Origin of the sequence: Pseudomonas sp. 32_A (genome assembly GCF_017490905.1) — a bacterium.
GTDB lineage: Bacteria > Pseudomonadota > Gammaproteobacteria > Pseudomonadales > Pseudomonadaceae > Aquipseudomonas > Aquipseudomonas inefficax.
The window spans coordinates 72069-88868 of sequence record NZ_JAFGYI010000018.1; the positions used below are offsets into that span (position 1 = coordinate 72069).

Here is a 16800-nt window from a genome sequence, read left to right on the forward strand (position 1 = left end):
CTGCACAATATTCAAATCCTGTGCTGTACCTGTGGGAGCGGGTTCACCCGCGAAGAGGCCAAGCCTGCTTACATCAGAAGCCCAGGCGATCACGCAGGCTGTAGTACCAGGCGCCAAGGGCGCTGAACGGCACGCGCAGCATCTGGCCACCCGGGAACGGGTAGTGCGGCAGGCCGGCGAAGGCGTCGAAACGCTCGGCCTGGCCACGCATGGCCTCGGCCAGCACCTTGCCCGCCAGGTGGGTGTAGGTCACGCCGTGACCCGAGCAGCCCTGGGAGTAGTAGATGTTGTCGCCGATACGGCCAACCTGTGGCAGACGCGACAAGGTCAGCAGGAAGTTGCCGGTCCAGGCGTAGTCGATCTTCACGTTCTTCAGCTGCGGGAAAGCCTTGAGCATCTTCGGGCGGATGATCGCCTCGATGTTGGCCGGGTCACGCGCGCCGTACACCACGCCGCCACCGAAGATCAGGCGCTTGTCGCTGGTCAGGCGGTAGTAGTCGAGCAGGTAGTTGCAGTCTTCGACGCAGTAGTCCTGCGGCAGCAAGGTGCGCGCCAGTTCGTCGCCCAGCGGCTCGGTGGTGATCACCTGGGTGCCGCATGGCATGGACTTGCTGGCCAGCTCCGGCACCAGATTGCCCAGGTAAGCGTTGCCGGCAACGATGATGAACTTGGCGCGGACCTTGCCCTGCGGGGTATGCACCACCGGGTTGGCGCCACGCTCGATGCGTACGGCCGGGGTTTGCTCATAGATGATGCCGCCCAGCGACTCGACCGCGGCGGCTTCGCCCAGGGCCAGGTTCAGCGGGTGGATGTGGCCGCCGCTCATGTCCAGCATGCCGCCCACATAGTTGTCGCAGGCGACCACTTCGCGGATGCGCTTCTGGTCCATCAGCTCCAGCTGGTTGTGGCCGAAGCGTTCCCACAGGCGCTTTTGCGACTCCAGGTGGCCCATCTGCTTGCTGGTGAGGGCAGCGAACACGCCACCGTCCTTCAGGTCGCACTGGATGTTGTACTTGGCCACGCGCTCACGAATGATGCGCCCACCTTCGAAGGCCATATGGCCCAGCAGCTGGGCCTGCTTGGGGCCGACGGTGCGTTCGATGACGTCGATATCGCGGCTGTAGCTGTTGACGATCTGGCCACCGTTGCGGCCCGATGCGCCGAAGCCGACCTTGGCCGCTTCGACGATGCTCACCTTGAAGCCGTTCTCCAGCAGGAACAGGGCGCTGGACAGGCCGGTGTAACCGGCGCCGATGATGCACACATCGGTTTCCACCTCACCCTGCAGCGCCGGACGTGGCGGCACCGGGTTGGCCGAGGCGGCGTAGTAGGACTGGGGGTAGGGGGTGTTAGCCATGCTGCAGGAACCTCGTGTTTTATATTTTTAACGAATGTACCGATGCTATCAATAATAATAAACACCCGCTAGTCGTCCGGTGAAAATCCTTTACTCGGTCCTGCCAGCGCGCCTTTCTATAAAGAGTTTAAGATTCAGTAGGTTAGCGCGAAAAAAAGTGTTGACACGGTTTTTGGAATGAGTAGAATGCGCACCACACGACAGGCACATAGCTCAGTTGGTTAGAGCACCACCTTGACATGGTGGGGGTCGTTGGTTCGAGTCCAATTGTGCCTACCAAATCGAAGAAGGGGTGATCCGCAAGGGTCATCCCTTTTTTCATTGCCCGATTTTGTAGGTAGTCGTTGAATTGTAGGGGCAGCCTTGTGCTGCGCAGACGCCAGTCCTGCCGCCGGTATTGAGTCGCCCATGCCGGTCCTTTCGCAGCACGAGGCTGCTCCTACAACAAGCGCGATGCGTTCGGTTTCGAAAGTTTTTGATTTTTCTGAAAAAAACGCTTTACAGCTACGCTTTCGATCACTAATATGCGCCCCACACGACAGGCACATAGCTCAGTTGGTTAGAGCACCACCTTGACATGGTGGGGGTCGTTGGTTCGAGTCCAATTGTGCCTACCAAATAAAAGTCCCGGTTTCCGGGCATCAAAAGGGCGACCCCAAGGGGTCGCCCTTTTGTTTTTGTTGTGCCCGGCGGAGGGCGATTTCACGCGCTACAGCCTGCTCGGATAGCCCCATGGCGAATTGTGACTATAGTGAGTCTCTAGCGATGGGTTCAGAGATGCGGCTATGCCTTCGATAGATGTGTCGCTTCCGTTGAGCCTGCGCAAACGGGCCATGTGGGCCAGTGCGTTGAACCTTGTCGCTGTCTTTGCTTCCCAGGTCATGCGCCTGGGCGGCAATCTGGTTATTACCCGCTTGCTCGTGCCGGAAATGTTCGGCGTGATGGCCATTGCGACCACTGTATCCGTGCTGCTGCAAATGCTTTCCGATGTCGGGCTGCGGCCGAACGTCATTCAGAGTTCGCGCGGCGACGAACCGCTGTTTCTCGATACCGTGTGGACTGTGCAAGTCATCCGTGGGTTTGTGCTGTTCCTTCTCACGTTGCTGTTGGCCCTGGGGGCACAATTCACGCAACACATCGAGCTGTGGCCGGCCCATTCCACCTACGCCGCTCCAGAGCTACCGATGGTACTGGCTTTGTCTGGGGTCGCCGCAATCATCTATGGCTTCCAGTCGCCCAAGGTCGATGTGGCCATCCGTGTCTTCCAGCAGAAGAAGGTGGTGATCGCCGAGCTGATTGCGCAGTTTGTCGGTTTGATAGCCATGCTCGTGGCAGGCTATCTCACCCGCTCCATCTGGTCATTGGTGGCCGCAGGCCTGCTGAGCACACTGGTTTTCACCGTACTCAGTCACCTGATCTTCCAGGGGCCGCGCAACCGCCTGCGATTGGAACCGGCTGCGCTGCGCGAGGTGTTCGATTACGGACGCTGGATATTGTTGTCGTCCTCCGTAGGGGTCCTGGCAATGCAGGGTGACCGGATCTGGTTCGGCGGTAGTATGTCGGTCGCGGAACTAGGGGTCTATTCCATCGCTGTCGCCATCCTCGGGGCCATTCAGTCGGTCCTGCTGCGGCTGGCGGGGGCAGTTGCCCTGCCGGCCTTCAGTGAGGCGACGAGAAGTGGCGACAAAGAGCGGGTGCGCAGCCTTTACTACCGCTCCAGGGCGCTGTTCGACCTGACCTCGCTGTTTGCTTGCGGTTTTTTGCTGACTGCCAGCCCACTGATGATCAGTTGGCTTTACGACGACCGTTATGCCGGCGCCGGCAATACCATGGCCATTCTCTCGCTCTCGCTTTTCACCTTGCGCTTCACGCTGGCACACCAGCTCTGGTTGGCCCTGGGGCTGACCAAATACGTGGCGATGGACAACATCATCCGGGTCGTTTCGCTGTTTATCCTGCTGCCGGTCCTCATGGCCATCGGTGGCGTGACCTATGCCATCTGGGGTGTGGCGCTGCATACCTTCTTCACGCTTTTCCTGATTTTTCCGGTCAACCGCAAGCTGGGCCTGCTGGACCTGAAGCGCGAGCTTGTAGTGCTGCCCGCCCTGCTGATCGGCGTCCTTTTCGGTGAAATGATTACCAGCCTGTTCACCTGATTGGGCCGTGAAGATGTTCCACAAGAAAAAATGGCGCCATAAAACATACTGTTTTCACTGGCTAACCATTGAATATTCAATGATTAAGCGTGTTTGACAGATCTTTTTCGCGGATCTTTAATATTTTTGTATCTGGCAGCCTATGGCGTTTAAGTGCCAAAGGTGATTGGGTGTTTATTCGACAGCATATAACCTGTTATCCGGGTAAACTAAAATGAGAGAGCACATACGAAAGCTCATAACGCCGTCGATGCGCTTCGAAATAAGAAAGCTCTTGATTTGGACCCAGGATATAATGGGGCGCGCGTGTTTGTGGCGCTGGGAAATCGCCAGGTTCCGGCTACAGAAAAGTAACGACTACGAGGTCTTGTATGTCGGGCGAAAGAGCCGCAGGGAAATGGCCAGGCTGCTCATCGGCGGTAAGCCCGAGGTCGACACCCAGCCTGGCGATGGCCCGCAACAATCTGGCGCCGCGTCCCATAGGTTGTTAATCAGCGAGATGCCCAGTGCAGGGGCCCTGTACGTGCCCCATTACCTGAGTGCCATCATCCCCCTGGGGCGTCCGCTGGAGGAGATCATCGCCCGCTACGACGGTGAACTACGCCGCAGTATTCGCAAGTGCCGGCCGCTGTACCGTATGCAGCAGGTGCTGACGGACGGGGCGATTGGCAAGGCCGACCGGGAAATGTTGCAGCCTTATGCTCAGGCGCGGCATGGCCTGTATGCCAAACAATTCGACTCGCAGGAAGTGGTGCGCATCGCCCAGACCGTTGGCCGACTCGACCTGATAATGAAAGGCGACGAGGTTGTCGCCTGTCATTTCGGTTGTGTAATAACCCGGGCCGGCAAGCGCTATTGGAGCACGCTTCGCTTTGGCTACCCGGAGGCTGTCTTCAGCGACCCCAAACGACTGCGCGAGGTCAACTCCATCACTACTTTCATGGCCCTGGAGTGGGCCATCGAGCAGGGTTTCGATTATTACGATATCGGCCAATGCCTGGCACGTCCGGACGATGGGCTTTTGAAATGGAAGCGCCGGCGCGGCGGTGATGTGGATACCTTGGGCAACCAGGCCTATATGTTCGTCCGGCTACCCAAGGCCGGCATCGCCAAGTTCCTCTGGGAGTTCCCGTTATTCGCCGTCGAGGACAGCAAGCTCACACTGCATCTGGGGCTGCCGGATGGGCCAAGTGACCAGGAAGTTGTCGACCGCTATCGTGAAATGGTCTTCGGTGGTTTGTTCAAGATATACATTTACTGTGCGAAAGCGCCTGGTGAACTATTGCTGGAGAACTTGCGAGATCGGTATGCCCACTTCCAGTCTCCCCCCATTCTGGAAAGAGTAGCGTCCAACTGAGCGTGAAAGATTGCCTTCAATGAGAGTGCTGCATGATGAACGATATTTCGAATGTAGAGACGAAGGGATCGGACCGTAAAAGCTGGAGCTTGGCCGCATACACGTACCTGGCAAGAAAGCGGTTGGTACGAAAGCCGTCGGAGAACCTCAAGAGCCTTGCAGTCAAGACCTGGGATATCGCGCCGGCCGAGGTCACCCCGGCGCCTCCCGCTTTCTTCCTGCCGAATCAGTTGGAGCGAGTGACCGGCTGGGAAGCAAAACGTTTCTTTCCCTTCGAGCATCCGCGGCGAACCATGGAGGGGTTGGGCAGCGTCGAACAGGCTCCTACCAGGGGCTATCTGATCAAGGATGTCATTCTGATCGATGGTGCTCTGTACAAGAACAATGCCAGCTTCTGGCTGTCTGACCGACCCAACGGGTTGCCACGGGTTGTCGTGGAGCAAGAGGTCGAGCGTGGGGCCGCTTATTGTTCACGTTACGGCAACCGTTGGTTTGGAACATGGCTGGCCGAGGATTGCGTCACCTATGCTTTGGCCCGTAACGAAGGGGTGCCGGTGACCACGGCGCCTTCGGGCAGGTTCCCGCTTTTTTCCCAGGCTCCGCAGTACGAAGAATGGCTTTGCATGCATCCGCTGCGGCTGCGCACTGCCTTTTTTCGAGAGTTGGTGCTGTTCGATGACTTCAGCCACAACACAAACCAGTCCGAGCGATTCCGCGCCATGGGCCAGAAGTTGTTGTCGCGGGTGAATTACCAGCCCCACCCGGGGGTTTTCATCCTGCGGGGCTGTGACGGAGATCCGCGCCTGCTGCACAACGAACTGGAAATTGCCGAGCATCTGCATAAACATCGCGGCTTTCGCATCCTTAATCCTTTGAAGTGCGACCTGGCAACCATCGTGCAAACTTGTGCCGGGGCGAGGGTAGTGGCGGGCGTCGAGGGCAGCCAGCTGATCCACGGTATCAATGTGCTATCGCCCGGCGCTTCGGTGCTGACACTGCAGCCACCTGATCGCTTTGTCTGCTTCTACAAGTACCTGACTGATCGCGATCAACAGCATTTCGGCTTTGTCGTCGGGATACCCAATGGCATCGGCTTCCGTATCGACCTCGATGAACTCGAACGGACCTTGGATCTGCTGCCGTCATGACGAGGCGTGGCATGCCATGACTGCCTGAGGTGCAGGGCCACTGGTCGCACGGTGTAACGTATGTTCGCGGTCCTCGCCCAGGGCGGGCGTGGTAGAATCCGCGCCTTCGAATCTGGAGGTACACGCGTGCGCAAACTGGCTGTGGTAATGGCAGTGCTCGCCCTGGCGGGCTGTGAGAACGAGGTCGAAGGCGTGCACAAACAGGTGGCCGAACACCTGCACAACCCCAAGACCGCCAAGTTCGGCAACGTGCGGATCGACACCCAGGGCACCATCTGCGGCCAGGTCCGTGGCAAGGATGATGCCGGGCAGTACGAAGCCTACCGCAGCTACGTGGCGATCAAGCGCGATGGCCAGTACGAAATCATCGTCGACGACAACGGCAACAACCTGCGCATCCGCGAGATGTGCGGTGGCGCCGAGCTGCAGCGCCGTGCCGAAGCCCTGGCTGGCCAGCCAGCCCCGCAAGGCTGGGATGTGGAAGTGATCCAGGGCGCCAACATGGGGGCGCTCAGTGACATGACCGCACGCCTGATCGAAAAGGGCATCCCGTCCTCGGTAGAGTACCGCGACGGCAAACCGGTGGTGCTGATGGGGCCGTTCCCCAGCCGTGAGGAAGCCGAAGCACGCAAGGCCGAGGTAATGGCCAAGCTGGGTACCGATTCGGTGGTCATCCAGCACGGTGCAGCGCGCTGAAAACCCTGTGTGCGTGGGGCCTGTAGGAGCGGCCTTGCGTCGCGACGGGCTGCGAAGCAGCCCCACAGAATCCGCTGTGATGCCGAAATCCCGGGGCTGCTTCGCAGCCCGTCGCGACGCAAGGCCGCTCCTACAGGGCGTGCGCCAGCTTCCGGATTTCGAGCAGTCACACGCGTGCTAGACATTGTCCGCACAGTTTTGGCTATGCTTGGCAGGAGGAAGCTGAACGGGGAGGGCCTCATGTCTACACTGGAGCGGGCCATTGCCGTGGCCGCCAGGGCGCATGAAGGGCAATACGACAAGGGTGGGGCTGCATATATCCTCCACCCGCTACGCGTGATGATGCGGGTTGGCACAACCGAACAACGGATTGTCGCGGTGCTTCACGATGTGATCGAAGACACCCCGCTGACCCTGTCCGACCTGGCGCGGGAGGGTTTCGCGCTGAAAATCCTTGCCGCCTTGCTGGCGCTCAGCCGCCGTGAGGGCGAGGCCTACCAGGACTTCGTGGTGCGCCTGGGCGGTGACCCGCTGGCGCGCACCGTCAAGCTGGCTGACCTGGCCGACAACAGCGACCTTTCGCGCATCCCCTGCCCAGGCCCCACCGACCTGGCGCGGCTGGCGCGTTACCGCGAAGCCAGTGCCTACCTGCAGGCACTGGCTTGAGGTTGATGCGCGGTCAGTCTTCCTTCGGTACTGTCCAGAAAATCTGCACACCGCCATCGTCGCGGTGGGCGAGGGTGACATTGTCGTTTTCGGCGATTTCCCCGAGCAGGGTTTCCCAGTCTTCCGGGGTTTCCTGTTCCAGGCGAAAGATCAACGCCGCACGGCTGCGCTGTGCCGTGGGGCTGTTGATGATCTTCTGGATGCGCATACCCAGTTGTTCGTAGCTGCTCGGGGTGGCGGAGGCGGTGCTGGACACAAGTGTTTCCTTGTTTTTGCTGTATGCACATACAGTATTTCACTGTAAGTAATTTCGCAACAGCTTGTCAGGCGGAAACTGTGCTCAAGCCTGGGCTGATCCATGCGCAGTGTTGTCCAGGGTATTCCACAGGCTTCTCATCGTAGGGTTCTGATTCAACAGCGAGCAGTACGAGCGGATCTCCAGCCGAGTGCTCCATTCGGCGCCTCCGGCCTGCACGAGCAACCCTCTTTCCAGTTCGTCATTTACTGCACTGTGGGGCAGCCAGGCTACCCCATAGCCCTCGACAGCCATGCGAACCAGCAGCATCGCCATATCGGCCTCATAGCACCGTTCCAGAGGGGCGACTTCAGGTGCGTTGCGAATGACGACGTCTGCCACTTTCCCCAGAAATGTCGTAGCCGTGTACGCCAGGTGCGGAATAGGCTTGTTGCCTGCGCAAAGCCGGAACATCGGCTTGCCCTGCGCGTCGGGCGCACACACGGGGATGAATGCATCGTGGCCGAGCGCCAGGCTACCGAAGCGCTCAGGGTCCAGGGAGATGGGGGTGAGCGGATGATGGTAGACAATCATCAGGTCGCAGCTGCCTTCTTCAAGGGCGATGACGGCGTCATTGATGTTGGCCGCCACTACCCGGGCATTGAAGCGCTCGTTTTGCTGCTGGAACTGGCTGAGCCATTTCGGCAGGAACGTCATGGACAGGCTGTGGGCTGCCGTGATCTGGATCGAGCGCCCTGGCATCCGTTTCACGTCCCTCAGGTCGGCGCGCAGCGCCATCAAGGCAGCGAGCGCCTGGCGGGCTTCAGCGCAGAAGGTCTGGCCGGCGGGCGTAAGCTGTACCGGGTAGGTTGCACGATCAACCAGTTCGACACCCACCCACTCTTCGAGCGAGCGGATTCTCCTGGAAAGCGCGGACTGTGTAACGCAACGCACCTCGGCGGCGCGAGAAAAATTCTTCCACTCGGCGATTGCCATGAGGTCGTCCAGCCACTTGATTTGCATCGCTGATCTCCTTCGCCAGGCGCTCAGTGTAAGCGTGTTCGCATAAGCCTCGACAGCGATGCCTGTAAACTATTCCAAAAACGCATAGGGTCAGCCCTATTACTCATCAACTTGTTTTTTCGCGGCGATAAACTTGTCCCCAGCACTCGCTCGGCGAGTTGCTGTTCCTGTCTTTATCCAGATCCTGCCAAGTAGAAAAAATAGAAAATAACTTGAGGAATACATCGTGAAAAACAATAAACTTCCGCGCCGGATTGCGATAGGTATCGCCTTGGGCGTAGTCGTCGGCTGGGCATGTCATCATTTCGCAGGCAGCGAACAGGACGCCAGGCAGATAGCTGGCTACTTCTCAATGGTGACGGATATCTTTCTGCGTTTGATTAAGATGATCATCGCGCCGTTGGTGTTCGCCACGCTTGTCGGCGGGATCGCAAGCATGGGCAATTCGCGCTCGGTCGGCCGCATCGGCTTTCGTGCCATGGCCTGGTTCGTCTGCGCTTCGGCCATTTCACTGGCGATCGGCATGGCGCTGGTCAACCTGTTCGAGCCAGGCGCTGGCATCAACTTGCAGGTCGCGCATCACGCTGATGCCGTTACAACCCCGGTGAATACAGGCGACTTCAGCCTCAAGGTATTTATCAGTCATGTATTCCCTCGCAGTATTGCCGAGGCCATGGCCAATAATGAAATACTTCAAATTGTGGTCTTCTCTTTGTTCTTTGGCTTCGCCTTGGCAGGTGTCAACCGAGCCGGCCATACAAAGATTGTGGACTGCATCAATGAACTTGCGAAAGTGATGTTTCGCATCACTGACTATGTCATGGCGTTTGCACCGATCGGGGTTTTTGCAGCGATCGCTTCTGCAATCACTACTCAAGGCCTGGGGCTGCTGACCGACTATGGCAAACTCATTGTCGAGTTCTATCTGGGCATCCTGCTGCTGTGGGCAGTGCTGTTCGGTGCGGGTTACTTGTGCCTGGGCAAGTCTGTTTTCACGCTCGGCAAACTGATTCGCGAGCCTGTGCTGCTGGCGTTCTCCACGGCCAGCAGCGAGGCGGCCTACCCGAAAACGATGGAAGCGCTCGAGAAGTTCGGTGCGCCGAAACGCGTGTCCAGCTTCGTCCTGCCGTTGGGCTACTCATTCAACCTCGACGGTTCGATGATGTACCAGGCGTTCGCCATCATGTTCATCGCCCAGGCATACAACATCGACCTCAGCTTCACCCAGCAGGTGTTGATCCTTTTGACCCTGATGATTACCAGCAAGGGCATGGCGGGCGTGGCGCGGGCCTCGGTGGTGGTGGTCGCTGCGACTTTGCCGATGTTCAACCTGCCTGAGGCTGGCCTGCTGTTGATCATCGGTATCGATCAGTTCCTCGACATGGCACGTACCGCTACCAATGTCGTGGGCAACAGCATTGCCACGGCTGTGATCGCCAGATCAGAGCCACAGACCGAGCCGCAAGCGGCAAGCGAGGCGCCCACCCTCGACCGCCCGGTATCGGCCGCCTGAGGAGTTTGCTCATGAAGTCGAAGAAGGCAGCAGTTCCACAAGCTTTTGCCCACACGATCGGAATTGTCGGCGGGCTTGGTTCGCTCGCGGGGGGCGACCTTTTCTACAAGCTTTTGAAGTCGCGGGCGGTGCTGGAGGACCAGGGGCGTTTTCATTTCCTGCTCGAGCAACATCCCTTCAAGGATGTAATGCTGCCTTTGGATGCAAGCGCGAGCATGACCTCGCGAAAGTTCTATGTTTTCGAGGTGTGCAGGTCATTTGAAGCTAGCGGTGTGGATGCAATCATGCTGCCTTGCTTCGCCAGCCAGACGTTCCGCACGCAGATCCAGGAAGAGCTGGGGACTCCGGTGCTGGACATGATGGAAGCCTTGGTGCAACACATCCGTCAGGTCGCGGAGCCAGGCAGTACACTCGGCGTGCTTGCTTCGGATTATGTGCGTCATTCCGGGCTCTTCGAACAAGCGTTGGGCCACCAGTACGATGTGGTGTACCCCGATGCACAAGCGCAGGTCGCGCTGATGGAGGCCATGTATGGCGTCAACGGCATCAAGGATGGGCACCTGGATGGCATGCCTCTGGAGTCCGTGTACCAGGCATGCCTGTCAGTGCAGGCACAGGGTGCCAGCTTGGTCGTGCCGGGCATGACCGAGCTTTCGCTGGTGTGCGCCGACCTGCAGCGCCGCGGCATTGCCGCACTGGATATCAACGAGCTCTACGCCACGTTCGCGACCCAAGGCTCAAGTGCGCCCCGTGAACTGCCATTCAAGCTGGGTATCGTGGGTGGGGTCGGCCCCGCAGCTACGGTGGACTTCATGGGCAAGGTGGTTGCCGGTACGCCAGCAGGCCGGGATCAGGACCACATCAAGATGGTGGTCGAGCAGAACCCGCAAATTCCGGATCGCACAGCCAGTCTGCTGAATGATGAAACCGACCCGACGATGGCCCTGTATGCGACCTGCAAACGCCTGGAAAGCGCCGGTGCCAATGCAATTGCAATCCCGTGCAATACCGCTCACGCGTTTGTTGAACGCATCCAGGAGCACCTGCGCGTGCCAATCGTCAACATGCTCACCGAGACGATCGACTGGATAAGACAAACATACGGCCGCGACAGGACGGTCGGCCTGCTGGCGACGTCAGGCACCGTCGCCAGCCAGGTCTATCACCAGGCAGCCAGCCGCGCCGGGCTTGAGATTGTTGTGCCGGCGCCGGATTACCAGAAGCTGGTCATGGAGGCCATCTATGGTGAGCGGGGCGTCAAGGCTGGCTTCACTGAAGGACTGTGTCGAGACCAGCTGTTGATTGCGGCCGAGCATCTTACGGAAGTGGGGGCGACGGTGCTGATTCTGGGCTGTACGGAACTGCCGCTGGTGCTCAGCCACTGTGATGCTTATGAACTCAGTGGCAGGACGGTTGCTCTGGTAGACCCCACGATGATCCTGGCACGCAGATGTGTCGTGTTGGCTGGAGGTTCAGGTAGTTAACCGCATTCTCATGCCTTTTCCCTGTGGGAGCGCGTTTACCCGCGAAAAATGCGAGGCGGTGTATGGCACCGGCTTTGCCGGTGTTCGCGGGGGAACCCGCTCCCACAGGGTGGCAGCGGGCTGTTTGCATTTCAGGGGGCAGTAGTGATCAGTACTCCCAGAAGATCCGCTGCAGCTCCTTGCTGTCCTGGGTCCTGGTCATCGCCACCATCGCCAGGATCCGCGCCTTCTGCGGGTTCAGGTCATGGGCCACGACCCAGTCGTTCTTGTCATCCGGCTGTTCGGCGTTGCGCAGCACGAAACCACCCTGGTTCACATGCGACGAGCGAATGATCTGCACGCCGTTCTTGCGCAGTTCCTGCAGCGCCGGCACCACCCGTGACGACACCGAACCGTTGCCGGTCCCGGCATGGATCAGTGCCTTGGCGCCGTTCTGCGCCAGCGCCTTGTAGGCGGTGTCGGTGACGTTGCCATAGCCATAAGCGATGTCCACCTGCGGCAGGCTGCTGATCTGCTTGATGTCGAACTCGGAGTTTACCGTGTGGCGCTTGGCCGGCAGGCGGAACCAGTAGGACTTGCCTTCCACCACCATGCCCATCGGGCCCCAGGCGCTCTTGAAGGCTTCAGTCTTGATGTTGACCGACTTGCTCACATCGCGGCCGGACTGGATCTCGTCATTCATGGTCACCAGCACGCCCTTGCCGCGCGACTGCTTGTCGCTGGCCACGGCCACGGCGTTGTACAGGTTGAGCATGCCGTCGGCGGACATGGCGGTGCCCGGGCGCATCGAACCGACCACCACGATCGGCTTGTCGGTCTTTTCCACCAGGTTGAGGAAGTAGGCGGTTTCTTCCAGGGTGTCGGTGCCGTGGGTGATGACGATACCGTCCACATCCTTGCTTTCGGCCAGTTCGGCAACGCGTTTGCCCAACTTGAGCAGGTCGTCGTTGGAGATGCTTTCAGAGGCGATCTGCATGACCTGCTCGCCGCGTACGTTGGCCAGGTCGGCCAGTTCCGGCACGCCGGCGATCAGCTTGTCGACGCCCACCTTGGCGGCCTGGTAGGTGGCGCTGTTGGCGGCGCTGGCGCCAGCACCGGCAATGGTGCCGCCGGTGGCGAGAATGACCACGTTGGCCAGCTTCTGCTGGGTTTCGGCTTCTTTGGCCGAGACGGTGGTAGGCAGAGCCAGCAGCAGGGCGAGGGCGGTGGGGGCGAAGGTTTTCAGTGCGGCATTCATCGTTATTGTTCTCTCTCTTCCTAATGAGATGGTTGTTTTGTCGCACAGGGTGCAAGGCAGGTTTCGTACCACTTGCGCGCACGGCCTTTGTGGGAGCGGCCTTGTGTCGCGAAAGGGGCGCGCAGCGGCCCCGGGTTCCGGCGCAACAGCACACATTGCCGGGGCCGCCTTGCGGCCCTTTCGCGACACAAGGCCGCTCCCACATGAAGGGGGGCCATTCGAGATTCCGAACAAACGTAGGAAAAGACGTTCGGCTTTTCGGAAAAAATCCGGATAAACTGCCCCGGGCTCGACTTGACCTCCGACAGCCAAACGGATTTGACAAACCCCGGTCCTGTTTCCATAGTTAGGCAACGCAAACGTTTGCGATCCGACAAAAAACACAAGATTCGGAGTCATCGTCCATGAAGCTGCCGTTCCCCGGTCGTCTGCTGGCCCTCGCGGTCATTTCCTCGCTTTCCCTGGCCCTGCCGTTTTCTACCGCCCACGCCGAAGACAAGCCCAAGGTCGCCCTGGTCATGAAGTCGCTGGCCAACGAGTTCTTCCGCACCATGGAAGACGGCGCCAAGGACTACCAGAAAGCCCACGCCGATGAATTCGAGCTGATCGCCAACGGCATCAAGAACGAGACCGACACCGGCGAGCAGATCCGCATCGTCGAGCAAATGGTCAACGCAGGCGCCAAGGCCCTGGTCATCGCCCCGGCCGACTCCAAGGCGCTGGTATCGGCGGTGAAGAAGGCCATGGACCAGGGCGTGGTGGTGATCAACATCGATAACCGTCTGGACCCGGCGCTGCTCAAGAGCAAAGGCATCAGCGTACCCTTCGTGGGCCCCGACAACCGCAAGGGCGCGCGCCTGGTCGGCGACTTCCTGGCCAACAAAAAGCTCAAGGCCGGCGACCAGGTCGGCATCATCGAAGGCGTGCCGACCACCACCAACGCCCAGCAGCGTACCGCCGGTTTCAAGGACGCCATGGAGGCCGCGCAGGTCAAGATCGTCTCGGTGCAGAGCGGCAATTGGGAAATCGACAAAGGCAACGCCGTCGCCGCCTCCATGCTCAACGAATACCCCGACCTGAAAGCCCTGCTGGCCGGTAACGACAGCATGGCCCTGGGCGCCGTGTCGGCCGTGCGTGCCGCCGGCAAGACCGGGCAGGTGCAAGTGGTGGGCTACGACAACATCAACGCCATCAAGCCGATGCTCGCCGATGGCCGTGTGCTCGCCACCCTCGACCAGGCGGCCAGCCAGCAGGCGGTGTACGGCATCCAGGCGGCGCTGAAAATGGTCAAGGGCGAGAAACCCGACGTGGATGCCGACAACGTCATCCAGACCCCGGTCCAACTCATCACCAAGCCCTGATTGCTGGCAGGAGATACGGCCATGCCTGCATCGGCCAATGAAGTGGTGCTCGCCGCCAGCGGCCTGGGCAAGACCTATGCCCAGCCCGTGCTCGGCGAGGTCAGCCTGAACCTGCGGGCCGGCGAAGTGCTGGCGCTGACGGGTGAGAACGGCGCGGGCAAGAGCACCCTGTCCAAGCTCATCAGTGGCCTGGAAACCCCCACCACCGGGCACATGCGCTACCGCGGCCAGGCCTACGCACCCGGCAGCCGCAGCGAGGCCGAGCGCCTTGGCGTGCGCATGGTGATGCAGGAGCTGAACCTGCTGCCCACGCTGACCGTGGCGGAAAACCTGTTCCTCGACAACCTGCCCGGCCGCTTTGGCTGGATCAGCCAGAAGCGCCTGCGCCAGCTGGCCACGGCGGCCATGGCCCAGGTCGGCCTCGACGCCATCGACCCGGACACCCCGGTTGGCGAACTGGGCATCGGCCACCAGCAGATGGTCGAGATCGCCCGCAACCTGATCGGCGACTGCCATGTGCTGATCTTCGACGAGCCCACCGCCATGCTCACCGCGCGCGAGGTAGAGCTGCTGTTCACCCAGATCGAACGCCTGCGCCAACGTGGCGTGGCCATCGTCTACATCTCCCATCGCCTGGAAGAACTGCAGCGCGTGGCCCAGCGCATCGTCGTGCTGCGCGACGGCAAGCTGGTGTGCGACGAACCGATCCAGCGCTACAGCAGCGCCGAACTGGTCAACCTGATGGTCGGCCGCGAGTTGGGCGAGCATATCGACCTGGGCCGCCGGCAGATCGGCGCGCCGCTGCTCAAGGTCGACAAGCTCAGCCGTGCCGACAAGGTGCGTGAAGTGACGTTCGAGGTCAGGGCAGGGGAGATTTTCGGCATCTCTGGCCTGATCGGTGCCGGCCGTACCGAACTGTTGCGCCTGATCTACGGCGCCGACCGTGCCGACAGCGGCAGCGTCGCCCTCGGCCAGCCGCCGCAGGTGGTCACCATCGACTCGCCCAAGGCTGCCGTGCAGGCCGGTATCGCGCTGATCACCGAAGACCGCAAGGGCGAGGGCCTGCTGCTGACACAGTCGATCAGCGCCAATATCGCCCTGGGCAACCTCGGCGCGGTATCCCGGGCCGGGGTGCTCGATGGCGAGGCCGAAGCGGCATTGGCCGAGCGCCAGATCCAGGCCATGCGCATTCGCAGTGCCGGCCCGCAGCAAGTGGTAGGCGAGCTGTCTGGTGGCAACCAGCAGAAGGTGGTGATCGGCCGCTGGCTCGAGCGCGACTGCCAGGTGCTGCTGTTCGACGAGCCCACCCGTGGTATCGACGTCGGCGCCAAGTTCGACATTTACGGCCTGCTGGCCGAACTGGCGCGCCAGGGCAAGGCCCTGGTGGTGGTGTCCAGCGACCTGCGCGAGCTGATGCTGATCTGCGACCGCATCGCCGTGCTGTCTGCCGGCCGCCTGATCGACACCTTCGAGCGTGACCATTGGAGCCAGGACCAGCTGCTGGCTGCAGCCTTTGCCGGTTATCAGAAACGTGACGCACTGCTGCATGACGCAGCTCCCAGGATGGATGCATGAAAACCACCCCGCTCGACAGCCAAGGCGCCGTACCGGTGCGCCGCAGTGGCACCTATCTTGGCCTGGGTACCTACCTGGGCCTGGCCGGCGCCTTGCTGGCGATGATCGTGCTGTTCTCGTTCCTCAGCAGCCACTTCTGGTCGTACAACACCTTCAGTACCCTGGCCAACCAGATTCCCGACCTGATGGTGCTGGCGGTGGGCATGACCTTCGTGCTGATCATCGGCGGCATCGACCTGTCGGTGGGCTCGGTGCTGGCGCTGGCGGCTTCGACGGTCAGCGTGGCGATCCTCGGCTGGGGTTGGGGTGCGCTGCCTTCTGCCTTGCTGGGCATGGCCGTGGCCGCGCTGGCCGGCAGCATCACCGGCGGCGTCACCGTGGCCTGGCGCATTCCGTCGTTCATCGTCTCGCTCGGCGTGCTGGAAATGGCCCGCGGCCTGGCCTACCAGTTCACCGATTCGCGCACTGCCTATATCGGCGATGCCTATGCCTGGTTCTCCAACCCCATTGCATTCGGCATCTCGCCGGCGTTCATCATCGCCTTGCTGGTGATCGTGCTGGCCCAGCTGGTGCTGACCCGCACGGTGTTCGGCCGCTACCTGATCGGCATCGGCACCAACGAAGAGGCCGTGCGCCTGGCCGGCATCGACCCGCGTCCGTACAAGGTGCTGGTGTTCGCCCTGATGGGCCTGCTTGCCGGCCTGGCCGCGCTGTTCCAGATCTCGCGCCTGGAAGCGGCAGACCCCAATGCCGGCTCCGGCCTGGAGCTGCAGGTGATCGCCGCCGTGGTGATTGGCGGCACCAGCCTGATGGGCGGGCGAGGCTCGGTCATCAGCACCTTCTTTGGCGTGCTGATCATTTCGGTGCTGGCCGCAGGGCTGGCGCAGATCGGTGCCAGCGAACCGACCAAGCGCATCATCACCGGGGCGGTGATCGTCATCGCCGTGGTGCTCGACACTTACCGTAGCCGGCGTGCAGGCCGGCGGAACTGA

At 60.6% G+C, this 16800-nt stretch carries 14 protein-coding genes and 2 tRNA genes; 12 read left to right on the top strand and 4 right to left on the bottom strand.

Annotated elements, in window-relative coordinates:
* Positions 1-73: 73 nt before the first annotated feature.
* Complete coding sequence (locus J5M58_RS13355) at positions 74-1357, bottom strand: FAD-binding oxidoreductase (RefSeq protein ID WP_112252412.1); 1284 nt, start codon at positions 1355-1357, stop codon at positions 74-76.
* 202 nt (positions 1358-1559) lie between these two features.
* Between J5M58_RS13355 and J5M58_RS13360 the strand changes: the two genes are divergently transcribed.
* The 7 genes from J5M58_RS13360 (at position 1560) to J5M58_RS13390 (ending at position 7380) form a co-directional block, all read left to right on the top strand.
* A tRNA-Val gene (locus tag J5M58_RS13360) sits at positions 1560-1636 on the top strand.
* Positions 1637-1897: 261 nt separating this feature from the next.
* A tRNA-Val gene (locus tag J5M58_RS13365) sits at positions 1898-1974 on the top strand.
* A 168-nt stretch (positions 1975-2142) separates the two neighbouring features.
* Entirely contained in the window at positions 2143-3513 is a 1371-nt protein-coding gene (locus J5M58_RS13370; RefSeq protein ID WP_112252413.1) for an oligosaccharide flippase family protein, read from the top strand.
* A 214-nt stretch (positions 3514-3727) separates the two neighbouring features.
* Positions 3728-4870 carry a hypothetical protein gene (locus J5M58_RS13375; protein WP_207878380.1) on the top strand — a complete coding sequence of 381 codons (1143 nt, stop codon included), beginning with the start codon at positions 3728-3730 and terminating at the stop codon, positions 4868-4870.
* A gap of 32 nt (positions 4871-4902) precedes the next feature.
* A complete protein-coding gene (locus J5M58_RS13380) occupies positions 4903-6018 on the top strand; it encodes a glycosyltransferase family 61 protein (RefSeq protein ID WP_112252415.1) in 1116 nt (371 codons plus the stop codon).
* A gap of 126 nt (positions 6019-6144) precedes the next feature.
* Positions 6145-6714 carry an SPOR domain-containing protein gene (locus J5M58_RS13385; RefSeq protein ID WP_112252416.1) on the top strand — a complete coding sequence of 190 codons (570 nt, stop codon included), beginning with the start codon at positions 6145-6147 and terminating at the stop codon, positions 6712-6714.
* Between the two features lie 240 nt (positions 6715-6954).
* Entirely contained in the window at positions 6955-7380 is a 426-nt protein-coding gene (locus tag J5M58_RS13390) for a GTP pyrophosphokinase (RefSeq protein WP_112252417.1), read from the top strand.
* A gap of 13 nt (positions 7381-7393) precedes the next feature.
* On the opposite strand, the gene J5M58_RS13395 is transcribed toward J5M58_RS13390, so the two are convergent.
* Positions 7394-7636: a DUF1654 domain-containing protein gene (locus tag J5M58_RS13395; RefSeq protein ID WP_112252418.1), complete on the bottom strand. Its 243-nt coding sequence runs from the start codon at positions 7634-7636 to the stop codon at positions 7394-7396.
* Positions 7637-7720: 84 nt separating this feature from the next.
* Positions 7721-8638 (bottom strand): LysR substrate-binding domain-containing protein, encoded by a 918-nt coding sequence (locus tag J5M58_RS13400; RefSeq protein ID WP_112252419.1) that lies wholly within the window; start codon positions 8636-8638, stop codon positions 7721-7723.
* A gap of 226 nt (positions 8639-8864) precedes the next feature.
* On the opposite strand from J5M58_RS13400, the gene J5M58_RS13405 reads away from it, so the two are divergent.
* A complete protein-coding gene (locus J5M58_RS13405) occupies positions 8865-10151 on the top strand; it encodes a dicarboxylate/amino acid:cation symporter (protein WP_207878382.1) in 1287 nt (428 codons plus the stop codon).
* Between the two features lie 11 nt (positions 10152-10162).
* Positions 10163-11635, top strand: coding sequence for an amino acid racemase (locus tag J5M58_RS13410; RefSeq protein WP_112252421.1), 1473 nt, complete (start codon positions 10163-10165; stop codon positions 11633-11635).
* 148 nt (positions 11636-11783) lie between these two features.
* Here the strand turns inward: J5M58_RS13410 and J5M58_RS13415 are convergent, their stop codons facing one another.
* Positions 11784-12872 carry an asparaginase gene (locus tag J5M58_RS13415; RefSeq protein WP_112252423.1) on the bottom strand — a complete coding sequence of 363 codons (1089 nt, stop codon included), beginning with the start codon at positions 12870-12872 and terminating at the stop codon, positions 11784-11786.
* Between the two features lie 404 nt (positions 12873-13276).
* Here J5M58_RS13415 and J5M58_RS13420 point away from each other — a divergent pair, with 404 nt between their 5' ends.
* The 3 genes from J5M58_RS13420 to J5M58_RS13430 are packed head-to-tail and all read left to right on the top strand — an operon-like array spanning position 13277 to position 16800.
* Positions 13277-14233 (top strand): sugar ABC transporter substrate-binding protein, encoded by a 957-nt coding sequence (locus tag J5M58_RS13420; RefSeq protein ID WP_112252424.1) that lies wholly within the window; start codon positions 13277-13279, stop codon positions 14231-14233.
* A 21-nt stretch (positions 14234-14254) separates the two neighbouring features.
* A complete protein-coding gene (locus J5M58_RS13425; protein ID WP_112252425.1) occupies positions 14255-15808 on the top strand; it encodes a sugar ABC transporter ATP-binding protein in 1554 nt (517 codons plus the stop codon).
* Positions 15805-16800 (top strand): ABC transporter permease, encoded by a 996-nt coding sequence (locus tag J5M58_RS13430; protein WP_133971200.1) that lies wholly within the window; start codon positions 15805-15807, stop codon positions 16798-16800. The genes J5M58_RS13425 and J5M58_RS13430 overlap by 4 nt, the downstream gene beginning before the upstream one ends.